Annotated in this window: 9 protein-coding genes and 1 pseudogene; 3 read left to right on the top strand and 7 right to left on the bottom strand. The window is 45.8% G+C overall.

The genetic code is table 11. The features are described from left to right. From OA57_RS12850 to OA57_RS07815, 4 genes are all read right to left on the bottom strand, one after another. Nucleotides 1–227: hypothetical protein (locus OA57_RS12850; protein WP_235424656.1), on the bottom strand; the 227-nt coding region annotated here is incomplete at its 3' end. A 181-nt stretch (nt 228–408) separates the two neighbouring features. Beyond that, nucleotides 409–762: a hypothetical protein gene (locus OA57_RS07825; RefSeq protein WP_152596731.1), complete on the bottom strand. Its 354-nt coding sequence runs from the start codon at nt 760–762 to the stop codon at nt 409–411. A 47-nt stretch (nt 763–809) separates the two neighbouring features. Beyond that, the gene (locus tag OA57_RS07820) at nt 810–10,943 is read right to left on the bottom strand and encodes a two-partner secretion domain-containing protein (RefSeq protein ID WP_052122432.1); all 10,134 of its coding nucleotides are present in this window, start codon (nt 10,941–10,943) and stop codon (nt 810–812) included. A gap of 106 nt (nt 10,944–11,049) precedes the next feature. Next, nucleotides 11,050–12,822: a ShlB/FhaC/HecB family hemolysin secretion/activation protein gene (locus OA57_RS07815; protein WP_034615947.1), complete on the bottom strand. Its 1,773-nt coding sequence runs from the start codon at nt 12,820–12,822 to the stop codon at nt 11,050–11,052. Between the two features lie 487 nt (nt 12,823–13,309). Between OA57_RS07815 and OA57_RS07805 the strand changes: the two genes are divergently transcribed. Together OA57_RS07805 and OA57_RS07800 are read left to right on the top strand one after the other, a co-directional pair. Further along, the gene (locus tag OA57_RS07805; protein ID WP_152596730.1) at nt 13,310–13,540 is read left to right on the top strand and encodes a hypothetical protein; all 231 of its coding nucleotides are present in this window, start codon (nt 13,310–13,312) and stop codon (nt 13,538–13,540) included. A 10-nt stretch (nt 13,541–13,550) separates the two neighbouring features. Next, nucleotides 13,551–14,195 (top strand): annotated as a pseudogene (locus tag OA57_RS07800) (histidine phosphatase family protein). A gap of 7 nt (nt 14,196–14,202) precedes the next feature. Here OA57_RS07800 and glnD read toward each other — a convergent pair. Next, on the bottom strand, nt 14,203–16,815 hold the full coding sequence (gene glnD / locus OA57_RS07795) for a bifunctional uridylyltransferase/uridylyl-removing protein GlnD (RefSeq protein WP_034615986.1): 2,613 nt from the start codon (nt 16,813–16,815) through the stop codon (nt 14,203–14,205). Between the two features lie 63 nt (nt 16,816–16,878). Continuing rightward, nucleotides 16,879–17,682 carry a type I methionyl aminopeptidase gene (gene map, locus OA57_RS07790; protein ID WP_034615937.1) on the bottom strand — a complete coding sequence of 268 codons (804 nt, stop codon included), beginning with the start codon at nt 17,680–17,682 and terminating at the stop codon, nt 16,879–16,881. Between the two features lie 189 nt (nt 17,683–17,871). Between map and erpA the strand changes: the two genes are divergently transcribed. Beyond that, the gene (gene erpA / locus OA57_RS07785; RefSeq protein ID WP_034615934.1) at nt 17,872–18,213 is read left to right on the top strand and encodes an iron-sulfur cluster insertion protein ErpA; all 342 of its coding nucleotides are present in this window, start codon (nt 17,872–17,874) and stop codon (nt 18,211–18,213) included. Nucleotides 18,214–18,292: 79 nt separating this feature from the next. On the opposite strand, the gene OA57_RS07780 is transcribed toward erpA, so the two are convergent. Beyond that, on the bottom strand, nt 18,293–19,594 hold the full coding sequence (locus OA57_RS07780; RefSeq protein ID WP_034615982.1) for a sodium ion-translocating decarboxylase subunit beta: 1,302 nt from the start codon (nt 19,592–19,594) through the stop codon (nt 18,293–18,295).

Here is a 19,594-nt window from a genome sequence, read left to right as displayed (position 1 = left end):
GTATAACCTTGATCATACAATCCGCCACTTAATCGCCCTCCTAGGGTACTATTTGTCATTGGATAGGAAGTGCCAACTGTATTCGCTTCCAATGTTGTATTATCAAACTTCATTCCTTTATAACTCGCCCAGTTCATTGCGTTTTTAGTACTAGACACACCTAAACTATGCGAAAGATGTTTTAAATTCACCTGTGCATTTGGGTTGTTTCGGTTATATTCTTCCATAATCCCCAAACTTTCGCTTGCTCTCGGCTTGCATTTGAAGCACCAAAACAGTAGGAGCCACTTAAACGAAAACCGTCAGGGGAAGAACTACTCCGTGTTCCACATTGTATGCTGTTAATAATTTTTATAATGAAGAAACCAGTATTTTCAAAGTTTATAACTTTTATGAAACATCTTTTTTTCAATTTCGATACTTCATATTCTCCGTGCATATTCTTGTATTATCTCCATCTTGAGCCAAACACCAATATAAAGGAGCTCTAAAGCGATAACCAAGATCATAAAAACATTGTCTATGAAGCAAACTAATTTTATTCATCAGATTATTATACTCCTTATATTCATCTTTATGATTATTTATCATATCTATCGGATTTTTATTAAATTTATCATCCAAATAGAGAAATTTATTCAATTCTTTTTTATTTAAAGCTTCTATCTTTGATTTTTCATAACAGTAATTAGCGTGTTCATAAGAGAGACTTATTCCATTTTTAATCCAATACATAGAAGCGGGCGGGGAGCCGTTTGCCATATAACACCCAGACAATAATAAGAACGATGATAATATAATTTTCCTCATTATTCACCACCTTTAATAAATTTATTATTAAATTTAATTTCTTCTGTTTTAGGTCCAATTTGACCCCAAACTTTATTTTGATAATTAATTATTTCATTTCTCGCCCTACCATTATCTTTACCAACTGGATAAAGGAAATTAATAACGCTCTCATCCTTAAAATAAGCCTTAGTATGATCTCCGGTAAAAATCCCCCATAATGGAATGCCCGTTGTATTACTGCCCGTTGTGTTAGTATTACCAATCCCTAAACTAAATGCTCCCGGAACCCACGGTAGCTGCACTCCTGTGCCAACAATATCTCTAGGTGCTACAGCATATTCCACTTTCCCATCTCTAAATAAACCACTTGCTTTTTCAGTATAACCTTTATCATACAAACCAAAAGATAATCTGCCTCCAAGGGTATTATTAGTCATCGGGTAAGATGTGCCAACCGTGTCAGCTTTGAAGGTTGTATTGTCAAACTTCATTCCTTTATAACTCGCCCAGTTCATTGCGTTTTTAGTACTCGACACCCCTAAACTATGCGAAAGATGCTTTAAGTCCACCTGCGAATTTGGATTGTTTCGGTTGTATTCTTCCAATAATCCCCAAATTTTTGCTTGTTCTCGGCTGGCATTTGAAGCACCAAAAATAGCCGGAGCATCTATACCTGCTCTTAATCGCTCAAACACAGTAAAGCCTAATTCTGCCGCAATAGAGGTATATTCTTTTTGGACAACTAAAACATCATTTTCTAAATAATCTTCACCACCATATTGAATAGCACCTTGTAACCTATCTCGATCATCAATATTAAAAATACCGTGAGCATACATTCGAGCAAGTTTTTCAGCCTCCTCTTTTGTTTTAGGAACCTCTAAGGTTTCTACATCTAATTCAGACATTTTAATGCAATCAATACTTTCACAATCTTTTGCTCGTTTTTCTTTTACAAAAATATTGTCTTCTTTTTTCTCGATTTTGTAATAAATCTCATCACCTGTCTCATAAACATGATTCACAAAATCTTGAACTGTTTTCAGATCCCTATCAAGCTCTGATCTAGCTTTTTCAATATCAATTTTATTAAGCTGCTTATGATCATTTGTTTGATTTAATTCAGCTTTCATTTCTTCAATGGATTTATCATTTATTTGGCGTTGTTTTTCATTGTCAGTAATCATGATATTTTGCGTGTTAATGCCACTGCGGGTTATATTTTTTTCTCGCCCTTTATCACTGACTTGCCCGGCTAAAACGCCGATAACACCTTTTGCTACACCCCAATTTCCTTGAGAACCAATGCCGCCAAGCCCCTGCATTTCGACTTTAGCGCTGCCGTCTTGATTATTTTCCCCGATTTCTTGTAGCTTATATCCACCGAGCTCTTTTGCTGAGTCACCGCCGCTTACACTAAATCCACCGCCTAATCCAAAACCGCTTGCTGAATAATTCGCATAATTTTCAATATCCCGATAATCCAAAGTTCCGGTGCGGAATTGATTTTTTCCCGCTGCTTCCGCTTGTTCGGTCGAAGTTATCAAACCACCCGTCAAGTCGGTATGCCCTTTTACGCTCACTTGATAACCATCGTCACCGGTAAATATTCCCGATTGTTCACGCACACCGGCATAATCGGCATTCATTTTCGATTGGTTGTAACTTGCCTCCCCCGACACACCGTAACCCACGGTTATTTGACCGCTGATATTCTGTTGCTTGCCTTTATAACTCATCGTTTCTTGTAGGCTTTTGATGATAAGGCCGTTCGTTTCCAACCTGACACCGCTGCCTTCAACCACTCCGCCTGCGATTGCCGTATCGCTGCTGATGAGGGTTGTGCGGCTGTCTTTCATGCCCACACGGCTATTCACCCAAGTGCGGTCGTCGCCGTTGCCGTAACCTCGTCCAACATTGCCGCCGGCGGTCACCCCAAAGGAAAATCCGCCACTGCCGTAATTTACCGCAAGCCCTGCATTAAAACCTTGCGAGCTGTTTTTACTGCGCTCTTGATGATTTTGTTCTGCGGCTTCAATATTAAGTTTATCGGCTGTTTTTAATAACGTACCGCCTGCACCGACAACATCCGAACCTTTGATCGTAATATGTGAAGTCTCTTTATCGCCGTGGGTGACAATCATCGCTTTGCCGCCGGCACGAAGCCGGCTGCTGTTGGCGCTATTGCCTTCGGTATGCGTTTGGTTGATGTTTTTCTGTTCGCCGTAAGTAATTGATACGCTGACATTCTGCACCGATGACATATCGCCGTTTACCAGCCCTTCGCCCAATTTTTGTAAACCCTGTGCCGCTTTCAAACTGTCCCAAGCGGCATTCGCCGCTCCCATGGCATTAATGCGGCTGTTTTTACTGTCACCGACCTTTTTCACCGATTCAACCGCACTTTGCGCCGCCTGTATCGCTTGCAGTGCCGACACTTTCACCGCAACCGTCAACCCTTTTTGTTCAAACCTGTATTTTTGATTGGTTTCGTATTTGTCATCCACTGCCGCCACATCGGCTTTTTTCGTATAGACCAAACTGTCACCGTCGACCGAGGTTACCGCACTTCCTCGTTGTAAATAAGCATTATCGGCAACCACGATCGTATCACCGCTCAAACTGCCGACTTGGCTACCGCCGGCATAATATTTGCTGTTATCCGTTTCCAGTGTCGTTTGACGTGAACCGATTGTGAAGCCAAAGCCGCCTCCGCCCATTAAGCCTTTTTTCGTGGTTTGACTGTAATTCTCTTCTTTCACCCGGTTCTCGGCTTCCACAATCGAGACATTATCGGCACGAATCGACAGCCCGTCTTCACCGACCATATCACTGCCGATAATTTTCACATCACCTTGCTGCGCATTTATCACAATATTTTTGGCATCAACCTGCGATCCAACCGCCAAATCATAATCATGGTTATGTTTGGTGATAGAAATCGTGCTGCTGAGTAAGCCTTTTGTTTTAAATTTTCTAGACGTTGCAAGTTTCTCCGTTTGACGTGCCTCTTCAATTTGAATACTTCCCCCTGATTCAATATGCAGTTCACCGTCGCCATGGAGTTGATTTCCACGAATAGTTACCGAATCGCCCCCAGCCAATCGCGCATTACCGCTCAAATTAAACTGATTGCCGATTTCCGTTATTTGGTGCAAGCGATAATAGTTGTCATCATTAAAATTATATTGTTCTTTATTCTCCGTGGCTAACGTCTCCAGCTGCAATCGCTTGCCGGCTTCAATGTCCGTAATCCCGGCAATATCAAAATTCGCCCCTTTAACGGTAATGTCGTCCTGTGAACGGAAAACCAGCATGCCGTCACCGTTTCTCAACTTCACAGCGGCTTGCTGATTCAGCCCTTTCTTATAAAACTCACCGCTATCTTCCGTTTCAGACCAAGTGCTTTCAATACGGAGATTTTTTGCTACTGCAACCAATTTATTATCGGCGATTAACTTTCCACCCAAATTAGCCAATTCATTCTGCGCATTCAATAATAATTGTTCACCCTGTAATGTTCCGCCTAAATTGCGAATGTTATCCGCTGAAAGTGCGTTCAATTTACGCCCTGAAATCGTACCGCTGTTTTCAATATCACCGTCGGTTACGGCAACAATTTCATTGGCGGAAACTACCGCCCCCCGTGAATTAACATCGGAGTCCCTGGCGACAATATAGACTTGCGGTGCTAATACTATTGTAGTTGTGCCGTCTGAAAGCTGCACTTCACGAGTGACCAACCAGACCATATCTGTGGTCAGCTCTTTCATTTGCGCTTCGCTCAAGGCAACACCCGGGATCAGGTTAAACTGCTGAGCATATTTCACGCCACTATCCATCAAGGCTTTATATTGCTCATAATCCGACTGATAATTGCCTAAGAAACGCCGTCCGGTCAACCGATTCACCTGTTCGTTAACCAAGCGTTGCTCATAAAACCCGTCACCCAGACGCTTGTGCATATTATTGTGGTCGCTATGCAGTGCGTTAAACATATAATCCGAACTCAACCACTGCCGTCGATTAGTAAATTGCGGATCGATTTCGACTAACACATGACTATCCGCAGACGGATTAATTTTGTACAAACCGGCTTGTGGTAATATCATATTGGGAGAATAGGTTTTTATAGTAACATCAACCCGTTCGCCAAGTTGGTTTGGTGATGATTTTTCAATAGTCGGGGTACTCGTTTGGACAGAGATGATACGGCTCTCATCATCTCCTGTTGGTGTAGTTATCCCAATGGTATGAAATGAATTCAAGGCGGTAATAACCGTTCCGTTAGTAACATCGACAGATTGTGGCGACACGATGGATAAACCGATATTAACATCGGTAAGCGATGTTTTTTCATTTCCGACGGTTGGCATTATTTGTTGGTGACTGCCGTTTGCTTTAACGATTTGTAAATTTCCAATTGTATTATCTACTAACCCGAAAGGCTCTTCTACTGTAGGCTCAGAATAGATGAAATCCGTTTCATTGACCTCTTTATGTCCGTTATTTCCATGTTTTTTATAATGCTTTAGAAAATAAGAATATCCACTGTTTGTGATATTAATATTTTTTTTCAAATCTTCATTAATAAGAGAAAAGCCGTTATTTGATAAAGAATCATGATTTATATTCTCTGTAAAAGCGTTATCTCCCAGCCATAATTTTCCGCCGATTAATAATTGGCTGTGTTGGTTATATAAATCATCGCCTTGTAAACTTAAATCTCCACCAATCAGGATTTTTGCCGGATCTCGTTGCTTGATAAATGTCGTTTCAGTCGTTTTAGTATATTTCCAGCCGTACCACTCTTTTTGTGAAATGGTTTCTTTCTCAGGATCATAGAAGTCAAACCACGCATTTCTTCCTCCCCAATCAAATGTACCGTCAACATTGACTCGATAACGCTGTGTATTTTCTGTTTGCGCCATCTCATGGACGTATTCGCTTTTTGCCTCAACTCCTGTGACTAAATGCAAATCATGATTCCACAATCTCGCCGTATTGATAACACCGCTACCCAGCGCTTCAATCGTTGCACTACCGTTATCAACAAATACTGCTTTGCCTGTTGCGTAGTTATTCCCATCTAATTGACCGCCGATGACCAAATCCCCCAAACTGAAAATCAAAGCATGATCGTAATTAGTGAGTGTTCCGACAGCCAAATCCAGCCTCTCACGAGCTGCAATAACCGCTGATTGGGTTTCGCCGTTTATAGTTTCCTGATTGTTGCGAAGATTATTTGCTTGAATCGCCAGATGATCCCCGTAGATCCGTCCGCTCCCCAGATTGTCAAGTTCACCTGCTTTTATCACATTGCTTATTCCGTTAAGCAAGCCGCAATTGGTGATATTGTTTGCCTCAATATAAGTATTATCGGAGCTTAGTTCACTGTTAAACGGATTATCAATGCTATTTGCCCTAACCCGTAATCCTTTCCCCGTGACTAGTTGGGTGCGGTTATAAAAGTTACCTTGTGTGGCCAGATTTAGTGCGCCGTCAACCTGAAAAGCATGATTTAAGATCAGATCCTGCTTTAATTTAATGTCGGCATCACCTTGGGTTTTAATACTGCCTTCGGCTGTAAAACGGACAAGATCCAACGCCAAATGTTGGCGACTTTCTATCTTGCCGTCTTGGTTATTCAAGGTCAGATTTTCACCATGTAATGTCAAACTGCCTAGAGAGAAAAGCTCACCGTTTTGATTGTCAATCGAATCACGGATGTCTGCATTCAGCGCCATTGTCGTATAAATACCGCCGGATTGGTTATTCAAACCGTCACCGTCTAGTGTGAGGCGATTTGCAACTAAACCTTGCGTAGGACGGCTTTCGCTTGCTTTTGTACCGCTGTTATCCAATCCCGCCGTCATGATCTGCACGCTGTCGCCGGATTGAATCAACGAACCGTTTTCACCGATTTTGCTGTTATTTAGCTTAGTTTCCGCTAAAATAACCGCATATTGCAGCGATTGAATCACGCCGCCGCGATTATCCAAATCACGACTGTCGATCTGTAACCGCTCTTTGCCGAATAACAAACCGTTATCCCTGTTATCGATATGTTGTGCATTGATCTGCAACGTTTTGCCGCCGGTCAAATCCCCCTGCCGATTATTCAACGCGGTAAGATTTAAGATAATATCGCCGTTACTGATAATACCGCTGTTTTTAGTATAGCTGTTATCAAAGGAATTGCCTTGAGTATCAATATTGACCGCTTCCCCTCCACTGATCAATCCGCCCTGATTGTTGACTTCACCACTGAGTAGTGTTGCCGTTTGTCCGGCAGCTATTTTACCTTGACGATTCTCCACATTCTCTTTAACGGTCAGCATGACGGCATTTTGTTGTGAACCAATCGTACCGCGATTATTATCCAGTACACCGGCAACAAGGCGATTTTCACCACGGCTGACAAGTCGGCCATTCTGATTGACAACCATGCCGTCTACATCCATTATCAATTGTTTATCGGCGGAAATACTGCCTTCATTATTCATTAGGGATTGTGCGCTAATTTCACTTTGCCCCGACAGAACTTGCCCTTGACGGTTATCCAGAAAATCGGTAATGATTAAACGCTGTGCCGCATTGGACTGTATCAATCCGTTGCTATTTTGCAATGTCATTGCGGCAATCTCTTGCTGCCCGCCACTGATCACTCCCCCTTTTCGGTTAATCAAGTCAGCGGTTTTAACGCTCAATTTTCCCAATGTGACAATACCTTTACTGAAATCCTCCGTCTGGGTATCGCTGTTATTCAATTGTTTTCCATGTGTATCGAGTGAAAGTTGTTGTTTACCTTGGATAAGGCCGTTTTGATTATCCAACTCACCGCTTTGCAGTGCCAATGTCCGTTCCGCCATCATGCGCCCATTATGGGTATTATTCATACCACTCAGTGCGATTACCGACAAATCGGCGTTCGTTTGAATCACACCTTGTTGATTATTCAAACGTGTTGCGGTAACGGTTTGACTATCTTGACTTGCAATATAACCCTGTTGATTACTCAGAACCGCACTTTCGATCGCCAGTGAGCCGAATGCAACAATCCCTTTGGAACCTTTCTCATTCAGTGTATTATCATTAATCAACGTATGCTGTTGCGTATCAATCGTCACATTTTGCCGACCGCGAAGTAAACCCGCGGTGTTATCCAGTGCATGACTTAGCAATCTCAAATCCTGTGCGGAGGTGATACTTCCCGCCGTATTATTCAAAGCGCCTGTTAATTGTATCGCTTGATCGCTGCCACTACGAATCACGCCTTGAGTATTATTCAGCGTATTTGCTTGAATAGTTTGTTGTTTTATGCCGCCGATAAAACCGTTCTGATTATTCAAATCGGCAGTCCGAAGCGCCAGCCGTCCTAAACTGATAATTCCTTTTGAATTATCTGCCGTGGTTGTATGGCGATTATCCAATAACGAGCCATGCGTATTGATTAACGCATTTTCACCGCCTTGAATTAATCCCTGCTGATTGGTGACCGCGCCACTGTTAATCGTCAACTCACGCTGTGCTGCGATTTTGCCGTGCCGGTTATCAATAGACTGCTGATGCGTATTTAATGACACATTCCCTTGTAACGCGGCAATCGTGCCTTGCTCATTATTCAATGCCGTGGACAGCAGCGTAAGCGTTTGATTTGCCAGCAATCGACTGTGGTTGTTGTCTAAACCGCCCTGCAGCGCAATATCCAGCTGTTCGCCACTGATTTCGCTGTTATCGGTTGAACTCAGCCGGTTGGCGCTAATCGTGAGTTGCTTATCGCTGTGCAGTAAGGCTTGCTTGGTTTGGCTGAGGCCGGCGGCACGCAGCTGTAAATCCTGTCGTGCGCTGATATGGCTTTGTTCGCCGTTCAAATCCCCCTGTAATGCAACGGTTAACTTGCCGTTGCTGCTGAACTTCCCTTGACCGTTATCCCAATTGGCGGCGTTCAATTCAGCGTTACTCAGGGCGACGATTTGCCCTTGGCGATTGTTTATGTCGCCGCTTAAATTAAGTTGCTGTGTTTCTCGGGAAGCGACATAGCCCTGTTGGTTGTCCAATTTTCCGGCGTTCAACGTTAAACCGGCGCCGCTGATAATCCCCTGATTGCGCTTTTCATTTAAGCCGTTACGGTTATCCAGCAGCTTTCCATGGGTGTTGATAACCGCACTTTCACCGCTTTGAATCAAACCGCCTTGGTTATTTAACACACCGCTGTCAAGCTTAAGGGTTGAAGCCGTGCTGATAATGCCGTCTTGATTGGTCAACTTGCCTTGTCGGGTATCGAGGTGTAATTTGTTACCGGAATCAAATAAGCCCTGTTGATTGTTAAATGCCGTGGTCGAGAGAGTGATGTCGCCGCCGCTCTTAATTTGCCCGCGTTGGTTGATGAATCCGCCATTTAAGGTTAACCTTAAACCGTCGCTGCTGCGCTGCACCCAGGTTCCTTGTGTGTTATCGGCATGGTCGGCGGTGATGTGTAACTGCTCGGCATGGAGATGGGCACGCCGAGTGGAAAGTGCGCTCGGGCTGCTAATCGTCAGATGTGCGACCGCACTTAATACGGCACTATCTGCGTTTACATTGCCATGGCTTGCTTGAATATCCACATCATAGCCGCCGGTTTGGCTATGGGCAATATCGACCGTTTTCGCCTGTAGTTGCAGTTGGTTTGACGCCAGATTCCGCCCCTGCGCAACCGCACTTTCGTTAGCGGTTAAGCTAAGCTTTTTGCCGTTGTCGTTTTGTGCGCTAAGAGATTTTTGCTCGCCTTTCTCCGTTTGCGTGAATCTCACACCGGCGGCTAACGTCGACGATGGCTCCGCTTGAATCTTGTTTGCACGGTACTCAATATCGCTTTCCGCCAAGGTTTCCCCTTGCTGGGCAATCGTGTGTTTGGCGGTCAGTTTCACCTGCCCTTTGCCTTGGCTTGCGCCTTTGGCTACCACGCTGCCGTGTTGGTTGATGCCTTGTGTTTGGCCGGTGAGTTTGATATCGCCTTGCTGCGCATAAACCGAGCCTCGGTTTTCAAGTTGCGTTTTTGCTGTTGCCTTAACATCCTGCCGTGCACCGATAAAACCGCTGTTGACGATTTGCCCTTGCGAATCAATCTGCACATTGCCTTGCGTGGCGCCGAGATGGCCGGCATTGCGCACGCCCAAGCCGTCTTCGGTGCCGACCAGATGAATTTTGCCGGCATACATGCCGCCCAGCTCGGCAACATCGACCGCATACCGCACTTGTTCTTCATTTTCGGCGCTGTTATCGTCAATCTGTCGGATTTGGTGAATGACTTGTACCGATTGGTTATCCGCCGACACCACATTTTTGCCGGTGGTGACGTTCAGTTCTTGCGCCCAAATCCCGGCGTTGATTTGGGTTTCGCGGGCGATAATGTCGGTGTAATCGCTGCGTTCGGTGTCCATGCCGCGCCCCGAAACGGTTATCTTGCCCTGTTCAACCCGATAGCCTTTGATTTGTCCGTTTTCAATTTCCACTTGTCCGGTAGTAAAGGCGCTGCGACCGGCGTTAATCGTGCCGCAGCCTTCACAATGAAGCCCCGACGGGTTGGCGATAATCACATCCGCCCGTTTGCCCGCCACTTCGATGTAGCCTTTCAGTTGACTGGGGTTACTCGAGTTGACTTCGTTGAGAATAACGCTGGCTTCGCTGCGCGCCAAATACGGATTGCCCTGCACCCGGCCGCCCTGTTCGGTTTGTACGTTGCTGCGGCTGTTATTCAAAATCGCACCGTGGGTGTCCACATCAAACTGTTGATATTTATTGTGCGACAGCCCTTTGTCGTTCGGGGTTTGAATATTGACTTGAGGAATGCCGTTCGCCGTTGATAAGACGATAGGCTGTTGGTTTTTCGGGGCGGCTTGGTCTGCCAGAATTTTCAGCTCGTCTGCAACCGCACTTGTGCTGATAAACAAGAAGCCCAAGGCGCTAAACAGGCAGAGCGTCAACGGGTGAAGCTGCCGGCAGGCGGACGGCAAAACGAAAGTGCGGTCATCACTGTGCTCATCGTTGATACGGTGCTCTTTACCGCCGTCCCCTTTGGCTTTTCCCTCTCGGGTTGCAATCTCAGAGACGACAACCGGACACTGTTGCGTTTTACTGAAAATCAGGCGGTAAAGATGCTTGTTCATACGCTGTTCCTTTATTTTTTGTTTTTTTATTTTTTTGTTTTTTTATTTTTTACTTTTTATTTTTGCTTTATAGTTGCCGTCTGCGCTTAGCGTCGGGTTCGGCGGCTTAAAACTGATAACTCAGACTAAAGCCGGTAGTCACATGACTGGTGCGGAATCCTTGCGGTTTATGTATCGGCACGCCGACAAAATAGTCGTAATGTAAACCCCAAAGTTCACCCCGCAATCCCATGACGCCGCCGACCAAATGACGCCCCGCTAAATCCGCCGTGCTGCGCCCGCGCACGACGCCTTTATCCACACCCCAATAGAGTTCCTGCCCGCTGTTCATCACATTCCACGCCAGTTCGTTACGCCACAGCCAGCCGCGGTCAGCGCTTAACGTCAGTTCGCCGTCAAAACCACGCACCGTGTAACGTCCGCCGATACTGAAACGATCCTGCGGAATTAACGGCGTTTTGTTCCACTGTCCGCGCCAACTCGTGGTAAATTGCCAAGGCTGCTCACCCAACGTGAACGGTTGCTTGAAACTGATGCCGGCGGTCAGGATTTTCGGGCGGGAAGTTCCCTCGCCGTGAAATTCTTCCGGTGCGGCAAGGGCGCGATTCGCCCCGGTGCCGCGTTTATAATTGGCGTACACCTCAAGCGTTGCCCTGCCCAGATATTCCCGATGGTTAACGCCAATTTCCCAACCCGCCATGCGGCGGCGCTGCACATCAATTTCGGCATTATCGGTAAAGTTGGCGCTGCGACGATGCCAAATACCGACGTTCGCACTGGTTTTGCGGCTCGCATCACGATACAGCAGACGGGACAGGGTGATGTTTTGATGCGTGCTTTTACCGGCATATTCGTAATTGACGAAAGGCCCGAATACCGTTTGGTGGTAATCGTATTGTGACACCGAAGCGCTCAACAGCCAGTTTTTCCACGGCACGGCATAATAGGCGCTGACATTTTGACTGCCGCGTTCGCCGCTATCGTCGCTGCCGCGTTTGAAACTGTGGGTGAATGCGGTGTAAAACAGGTCATTTAAGGAGAGCAGGTTTTCAATCGAAATTGTCGCCGTGCCTTGTAACCGTCCGGTAGAACGACTTCCCGAATCATCGAGCAACAGCGTTAAGCGGTACGGAAAGCGCTGTTTAAAATCAATCTGTAAATCACTTTCCCCCGGATTAGCCCCCTCGCCTGCCGGAACGATTTGGATGTCCGCATCGGCGTGGGGCGGGCGTTTCAAATTCTCCAAGCCCTGTTCAATATCACGGATATTCAGCAGCTCACCTTGTTGAACCGGCAAGGCCGACCAAACGGTTGCTAACGTTGCTTTCGGGGAATCACTGTTATCCCGCAGTTGAATCCGGCGCACCTTGCCCGACACCACGCTTAATATCAGCCTGCCGCTGCGTAAGTCCTGCGGTTGTACCAACACTCGGGTGGTGACAAAGCCTTTTTCGATAATCGCATTTTGTACCCGCTTGATTAAAATGCCGATGCCCTCGCCGCCGACACAATGCGGCAGCGCAAAATCCCCGGGCTGATAAACGGCATCAAGCGCCCAATCAAATTTGCTTGGCGGGGGGTGAATATCGGCAGCAGGTAACAAATCGGATTGGGAAAAATCGATATCGGTCAGGTAAAGGCGGGAAATCGTCAGGCATTGCACTTCGGGGGTTAATAACGGGCGTTTATCATCAACGGTGGTGTCAAACCGCACATTAGGTTGATTAACCTGCTGAGATTGAATAGCTTGAATTTGTTCTTGTTGGCGTTGTTGCTGTCGGGCATTGATATTTACAAGGGTAGATAATGTTTCAGCAAATACGGCTGACGATAATAGTAGATTAAAACCAATGAACGCGAATTTAGAATTTTTTTGCATAAAATCTCAATAAACGCATTGCTAAATCGAAGAAATTAGCTATTTCTTTTCAGTATAACGATATTTATAAAATTTAGAAAGTATCAGATTTGTAAATCCAGAAAAATTCCTTTTGTATTTTAAGCCTTTTCGGGTTTTTCGGGCAAGTCCGTTTCCCTTGGAAACGGTTACCATTATCCCTTTGAGACTGTTACCTTTTCCCCTTTTACTCTTCGATCTATTCTGGTGAATCCATATTATCGAGTTCAATCCATTCTTCTTCAAATTCCGGATTTTCAATACCCAAGAACTTCCAATAATTACAAACCAATTCATCATCACCATAAGGCTCTCAAATACCGGGATAATAGGCTTCTGCTTCAACGTGGCAGATGCTGCCGATTTCGGCAGCATAAAGTAAAGTGGGGTCAGCAATAAAATAGAGCACTGCAATGAGGAGTAGCGACCGAGTAGCTGCGATAACCACTAATTTTAAGGGTATCATTTGGTGATTGATACAATCGGCGATAATGCCTTGGTAAATACTGCATTGAATTGCGTTCCATCTTGCCCTTGGTTTTTCCATGTAGACGATTTGAGTTTCGGACAGGAAGTTGAAGCGTTGCAGCAGGGATATTTACAACAATCCGATTTTATGGATATCGAAAAATGGATTAACCGCCCGATTTATCAACGTTTTTTTGAGCGGCTATTCTTTTTGTTCAGCCCATTACTGTAATTTTATGATGATAACAAAATCGCTCACTTTTTACCTCATTCGCCACGGACATACCGAATGGAACGAAGCCGGCTTACTGCAAGGCAGCGGCGATTCGCCTTTAACCCCGGACGGCATTGCCGGCGCCAAGGCAACCGCACTTGCGCTGTAATCCGTTGATTTTGTTGCAGCTTACAGCAGCCATTTAAAACGGGCAATCGATACCGCTGCGCTGATTATCGGAAACCGTACGATTCCGCACTTTCAACATCGTGGGCTGAATGAACAATTTTTCGGCAGTTGGGAAGGCAAAATGATGACGGAACTCTGCCGATTGGACGAATATCAAATCATGTCGCATGATCCGGTGAATTATCAGGCACTGTCCAATCAGGGCGAAAACTATTTATTGCTGTATCAACGTGTGCAGGATATTATCCGCATTCACCATCAAGGCAATATTCTGCTGGTTTCACACGGACACACCCTGCGCCTGCTGCATGTACTCGGCGGCGATGTCTGGCAGCAACATCGCGATCCGCACTTGAGCCTCCCGGTGCTGAATACGGCAATCAATGTGGTGAATTACCGTCAGGATACACCATATCCCGACGGCAAATTTACATTGATCAAACGCAATGATACTGCGCATTTAGCGGCGTTCGAACAAAAATAAGGCATATTTAGCCTGAAAGTGCGGTTTTCAGCGCTTGTTGCAGCCGCTCACGCTCAACCTCACTCAGCGCCCGATTGTTGCCGTTAAGTAAAATAAAGAAATCTTCCGCCCGTTCGCCGATGGTCGTGATTTTGGCATTGGATAAATTAATTCCCAATTCACTGAACACATTACTGATCATCGCCAATAATCCCGGTTTATCGAGAGCGAAAATCTCCAATTCGGTTTGCTCCCGTTTATCGGCATTGATAAACCGCACTTCGGTCGGCACATGGAAGTGCTGTAGTTTGTTATTGACTTTGTTGCTCCAAGCCGGTTTATACTCGCTTTTCAGCGCATTAAGCACACTTTCTTCAATGCTCCGCCGCCGATCGAATTTTGCCAACACCCCGCCGGCTTCACTGATGATAAACGAATCCAATGAATAACCGTCATTGCTGGTCAAAATCTGTGCATCATGAATAGAGAGGTTTTTCGCTTCAATTGCACGCACCACCTTATTAAATAAGTGCGGTTGATCAGGGCAATAAACGAATAATTCGGTACCGCCCTGAGAAAAACGGTTGCTGGATTTTACAATAATCTCATCGTTTGACAGGCAAACCAGTTTGACATGCCATGCCAGTTGTTGCGGATTATTGCGCAAAAAATAATCCTGCGGACAACGCTGCCAAAAATCGTTTATCGTACGCAGTTTTAAGGTCTCGTCTTGCAGCAACGGTTGCAACAGTGCCAATGCACGCAAGCGATGCTGCAAAATTTGATCGCTGACGTCCAACAGATAATCGGTTCCCTGCGCCAGTTGTTGAGTCGTGAATTGATATAACGTTCTGATTAACGAACGTTTCCAACTGTTCCAAAGGTTACTGTTGGTGGCGCTGATATCGGCGACCGTCAGGCAGGTCAGGTAGTCCAGACGGATTTGATATTTCACGCTGTTGGCAAATTCCAACACTACTTGCGGATCGTAAATATCCCGTCGCTGTGCCGTTACCGACATTTTCAAATGATTTAACACCAACCACGCCATCATTTCCGCATCTTCTTCCGAAAATCCGTGTTTCTGTGCAAAATCATATACATCGATCGCCCCCAATTCGGCGTGATCGCCGCCGCGTCCCTTTGCAATATCATGAAAAAGTGCGGTCATATATATCAAACTGCGGCTGGTCAATTGCGGAAACAGCTCGACACACAACGGATGTTGTTCGGTATTTTCCGCTTGCAAAAAACTTTCCAGCTTCAGCAAAACCCGAATGGTGTGTTCATCGACTGTGTAAGCATGAAACAGGTCAAACTGCATTAATCCGCTGATATTATTCCATTCTTCGCAATAGGCGTTTAGTACGCCGTGCTGGTGCATCGGCATAAATGCGCGCGCAATAGCATTCGGTTGTTCCAATAATTGGAGGAATTTTTGCCTCGCTGTCGGTGATTCGACCAAATAAGGTTGTTTTTGCAACAACGCCAAGCGCAAACGGCGCAAGGCGGAAGAGTGGATTATCGCCTGCGGTTGCCGGGTTAAATGGTAAAACAGATCCAAAATGGTATCCGATTGTTGTATAAAGCAATCGGGACGGCGCAACTGAACGGCATTATTTTTCAGTTCAAAATTGTCGTCCAACGGCTGCGCCGCACTGTTTTCACGACGGTTGATAAAATGTTCCTGATAGTGCTGCAACAGCAGCTCGGTCAATTCCCTGACATTGTGTGCGGTGCGAAAAAACGTTTTCATCATTTCCTCGACCGCATAATTTCCACTTTTCTGTCCGTCATGGGCTTGATAACCCAACATTTCGCTGACTTTTACCTGCCGATCAAATAACAGTCGGTTATCATAACGGGTGATCACCAAATGCAGGGCAAAACGCAATTTGAATAAAAACTGCTGTGCCGTATGCAAAATGCGGTGCTCTTCGGGATAGATAAAACCGGAATCCAAAATGCCCTGCAAATTCTTCGCCCCGACATGACGCAAAGCAATCCAATACAGCAGATGCAAATCACGCAAGCCGCCCGGACTGTATTTAATATCCGGCTCCAAATTGTAGCCGGTATTGTTATAACGTTGATAACGCGCCTCTTTTTCTTGCATCTTGCCGTGAAAAAAAGCTTCTGTCGTCCAGAAATCCGCTGTATTGAGCGTACGTTGCAATTGTGTAAAAAGTGCGGTTTGCCCGAACAGAAATCGGGCTTCCAACAAATTAGTGGCAATGCTGATATCACTCTTCCCTTCGGCAATACATTGCGCAACCGTACGCACACTATGCCCGACTTCAAACCGACAATCCCATAAAAATTGAATCAGTCGGGCAATGCTTTGTTCTTGCTGCGGTTCAAGTGCGGTTTCACTCAGAATCAAAATATCCAGATCAGACAGCGGAAACATCTCTTCCCGCCCGTAACCGCCCACAGCGACCAGCGCCAACGGCTGTTGCGCCAACCCAAACTGCCGCCATAGCCGCTGCAACAACTGATCATAAAAACGGCTGCGACAAGCTATCAGCTCGTTCACATCGATTTCGGCAAACTGCGCCGCCTCTTGTGCTTTCAGTTGCTGTAACTGCGTTTTAACCGCCGTAATATCCAAATTCTCGGAAGAACTCTCATTAGATTTCATATGCATACGCTTTCCATTTCAGTCAAAACAAAAAACGTCCCTGAGGACGTTTTTCAATCGGAATCAAATATTCACCATCTGACGTGAAATCCGCCCTTCGGCAATCTCCTCATCACGAATAGTCATCACTTCACAGCCGGTTTCCGTAACCACAATTTGATGTTCGTACTGCGCAGACGGGCTACGATCTTTGGTTTTGACAGTCCACTCGTCTTTCATCAACCGCACTTCACGGCGGCCGGCATTGACCATCGGTTCAATGGTAAACACCATTCCCGGCTGTAACACCACACCGCCGTCATCGGCATAGTAATGCAACACTTGCGGATCACAATGGAATTGATCGCCGATGCCGTGTCCGCAATATTCACGCACCACAGAGCACCCTTTGCTCTCCACATACTGCTGAATATTACGCCCGATCTCGTTCAGGCGAATTCCCGGTTTAACGGTACGCAAACCGATATACAACGATTCCTGCGTCACTTCGCACAAACGTTTTGCCTTGATTGACGGCTCGCCAATCAGATACATTTTAGAGTTGTCGCCGAAAAAGCCGTCTTTGATCACCGTGACGTCGATATTCACGATATCGCCGTTTTTCAACAATTTATCATCACTCGGGATCCCATGACAAACCACCTCGTTGATTGAAATACAGGTCGACTTGGGAAAGCCGTGATAATTCAAACTGGCGGGAATCACGTTTTGGACATTAACCATATAGTCATGACAAATGCGATCCAGCTCGCCGGTGGTTACTCCGGCTTTGACATACGGTTCAATCATCACTAAAACATCTTGCGCCAGTTTACAGGCTTCGCGCAGCTTCTCCAATTCGCTTTCGCTTCGGATAGGAATATTCATTATCAACCTTCATTTTTAATCTGAATTATTATTTTGCCTAAGTATAACATTTTCATATCGGCAGATAAAACTGTCGTGTGCACTTGTTACCCGAGCGTTTCATCATTTTTTGACTAAAATATCCCTTGAACCGTGTTTCGGCTTGTATAATAATAACCAATTATTTTTCATACATCAGTGGGAGTCCTTATGACAGATGTAGCAATTCCATTAGTTTTTACCGATGCGGCGGCAAATAAGGTGAAAAATTTGGTGGCAGATGAAGAAAATCCGGATTTAAAACTGCGCGTTTATATCACCGGCGGCGGTTGCAGCGGATTTCAATACGGTTTTACCTTTGATGAAAAAATCAATGACGGTGATTTGACGATTGAAAAAAACGGTGTGTCGTTGGTGGTTGATCCGATGAGTTTGCAATATTTGATCGGCGGCACCGTGGATTATACCGAAGGGCTGGAAGGTTCACGCTTTATTGTCAATAACCCGAATGCCAGCACGACTTGCGGCTGCGGCTCTTCGTTCAGTATTTAACAGTTTCAGTATTTAAACTTCCGCATGAAAAAGGTGTTATGAATTGTCCATAACACCTTTTTTCTTTTCTATTAACCGATTACATCACGGCAATATATTTCAACATTACTCCGGCGGCAATCGCCGAACCGATAACACCGGCCACATTCGGCCCCATGGCGTGCATCAGCAGGAAGTTTTGCGAATCCGCTTCCAAGCCTATCTTGTTGGCAACCCGCGCCGCCATCGGAACGGCAGAAACCCCTGCCGCACCAATCAACGGATTAATCGGATTTTTACCGAAACGGTTTAACAATTTTGCCATCAGCACACCGCTGGCGGTACCGATACCGAACGCAATTACGCCCAGCAGTAAAATCCCTAAGGTTTGCGGTTGCAAAAATTTATCCGCTACCAGTTTTGCCCCGACCGACAAGCCCAAGAAAATGGTCACCATGTTGATCAACGCATTTTGCGTCGTATCGCTCAAGCGATCAACGACACCGCTCACCCGCATCAAATTACCGAAACAGAACATTCCCAGTAGCGGTGCGGCATCCGGCAACAACAAAGCGACCAATAACAACAGCACGATCGGAAACAGCACTTTTTCCTGTTTGCTGATATTCCGTTGCTGCACCATGCGGATTTTACGTTCGCTCTCTGTCGTCAATGCTTTCATAATCGGCGGTTGAATCAACGGCACCAACGCCATATAAGAATACGCGGCAACGGCTATTGCACCTAATAATTCCGGCGCCAGTTTACTTGACAGATAAATCGCCGTCGGACCGTCGGCACCACCGATTATCCCGATGGAAGCGGCTTGAGGCAATGTAAATTCAATTAATCCCAACCAGTTTAACAGTAACGCGCCCAACACCGTGGCAAAAATCCCGAATTGTGCCGCCGCACCCAATAATAAGGTTTTCGGATTAGCCAACAACGGACCGAAATCCGTCATTGCCCCGACGCCCATAAAAATGATTAGCGGAGCAACACCATAACCGATTGCAACCTTATAAAATAACGCCAGAATCCCACTGGTATATCCCATATCGGCGGCATCGCTTTCCAATTGGGCTTGAATCGACGGAAGTGCGGTATTCAACGCCGCTTTAATCGATTCAAGATCGGCGGCGCTGTTCAATTTAGCGGCAACCATTGCCAATTGCTCCGTATTGCCGCTGTGCAACAGATTATCAAGTGCGGTCATCGCCATACCGGCTTCCGGAATATTGGCAAGTAAACCGCCGAAACCAATCGGCAACAGCAATAACGGCTCGAATTTTCGGGCGATGGCAAGCCACAGCAACAGCAAACTGACCGCGATCATAACCGCCTGCCCGAGTTCGATGTGCATAAAGCCCATACCGCCTATCAGTGCGTAAAGACTTTCCAT

The organism is Chelonobacter oris (genome assembly GCF_000772535.1).
Taxonomy (GTDB): domain Bacteria; phylum Pseudomonadota; class Gammaproteobacteria; order Enterobacterales; family Pasteurellaceae; genus Chelonobacter; species Chelonobacter oris.
The sequence above is the reverse complement of the archived record's forward strand: the minus strand, read 5'-3'. Positions and strand labels throughout refer to the sequence as shown.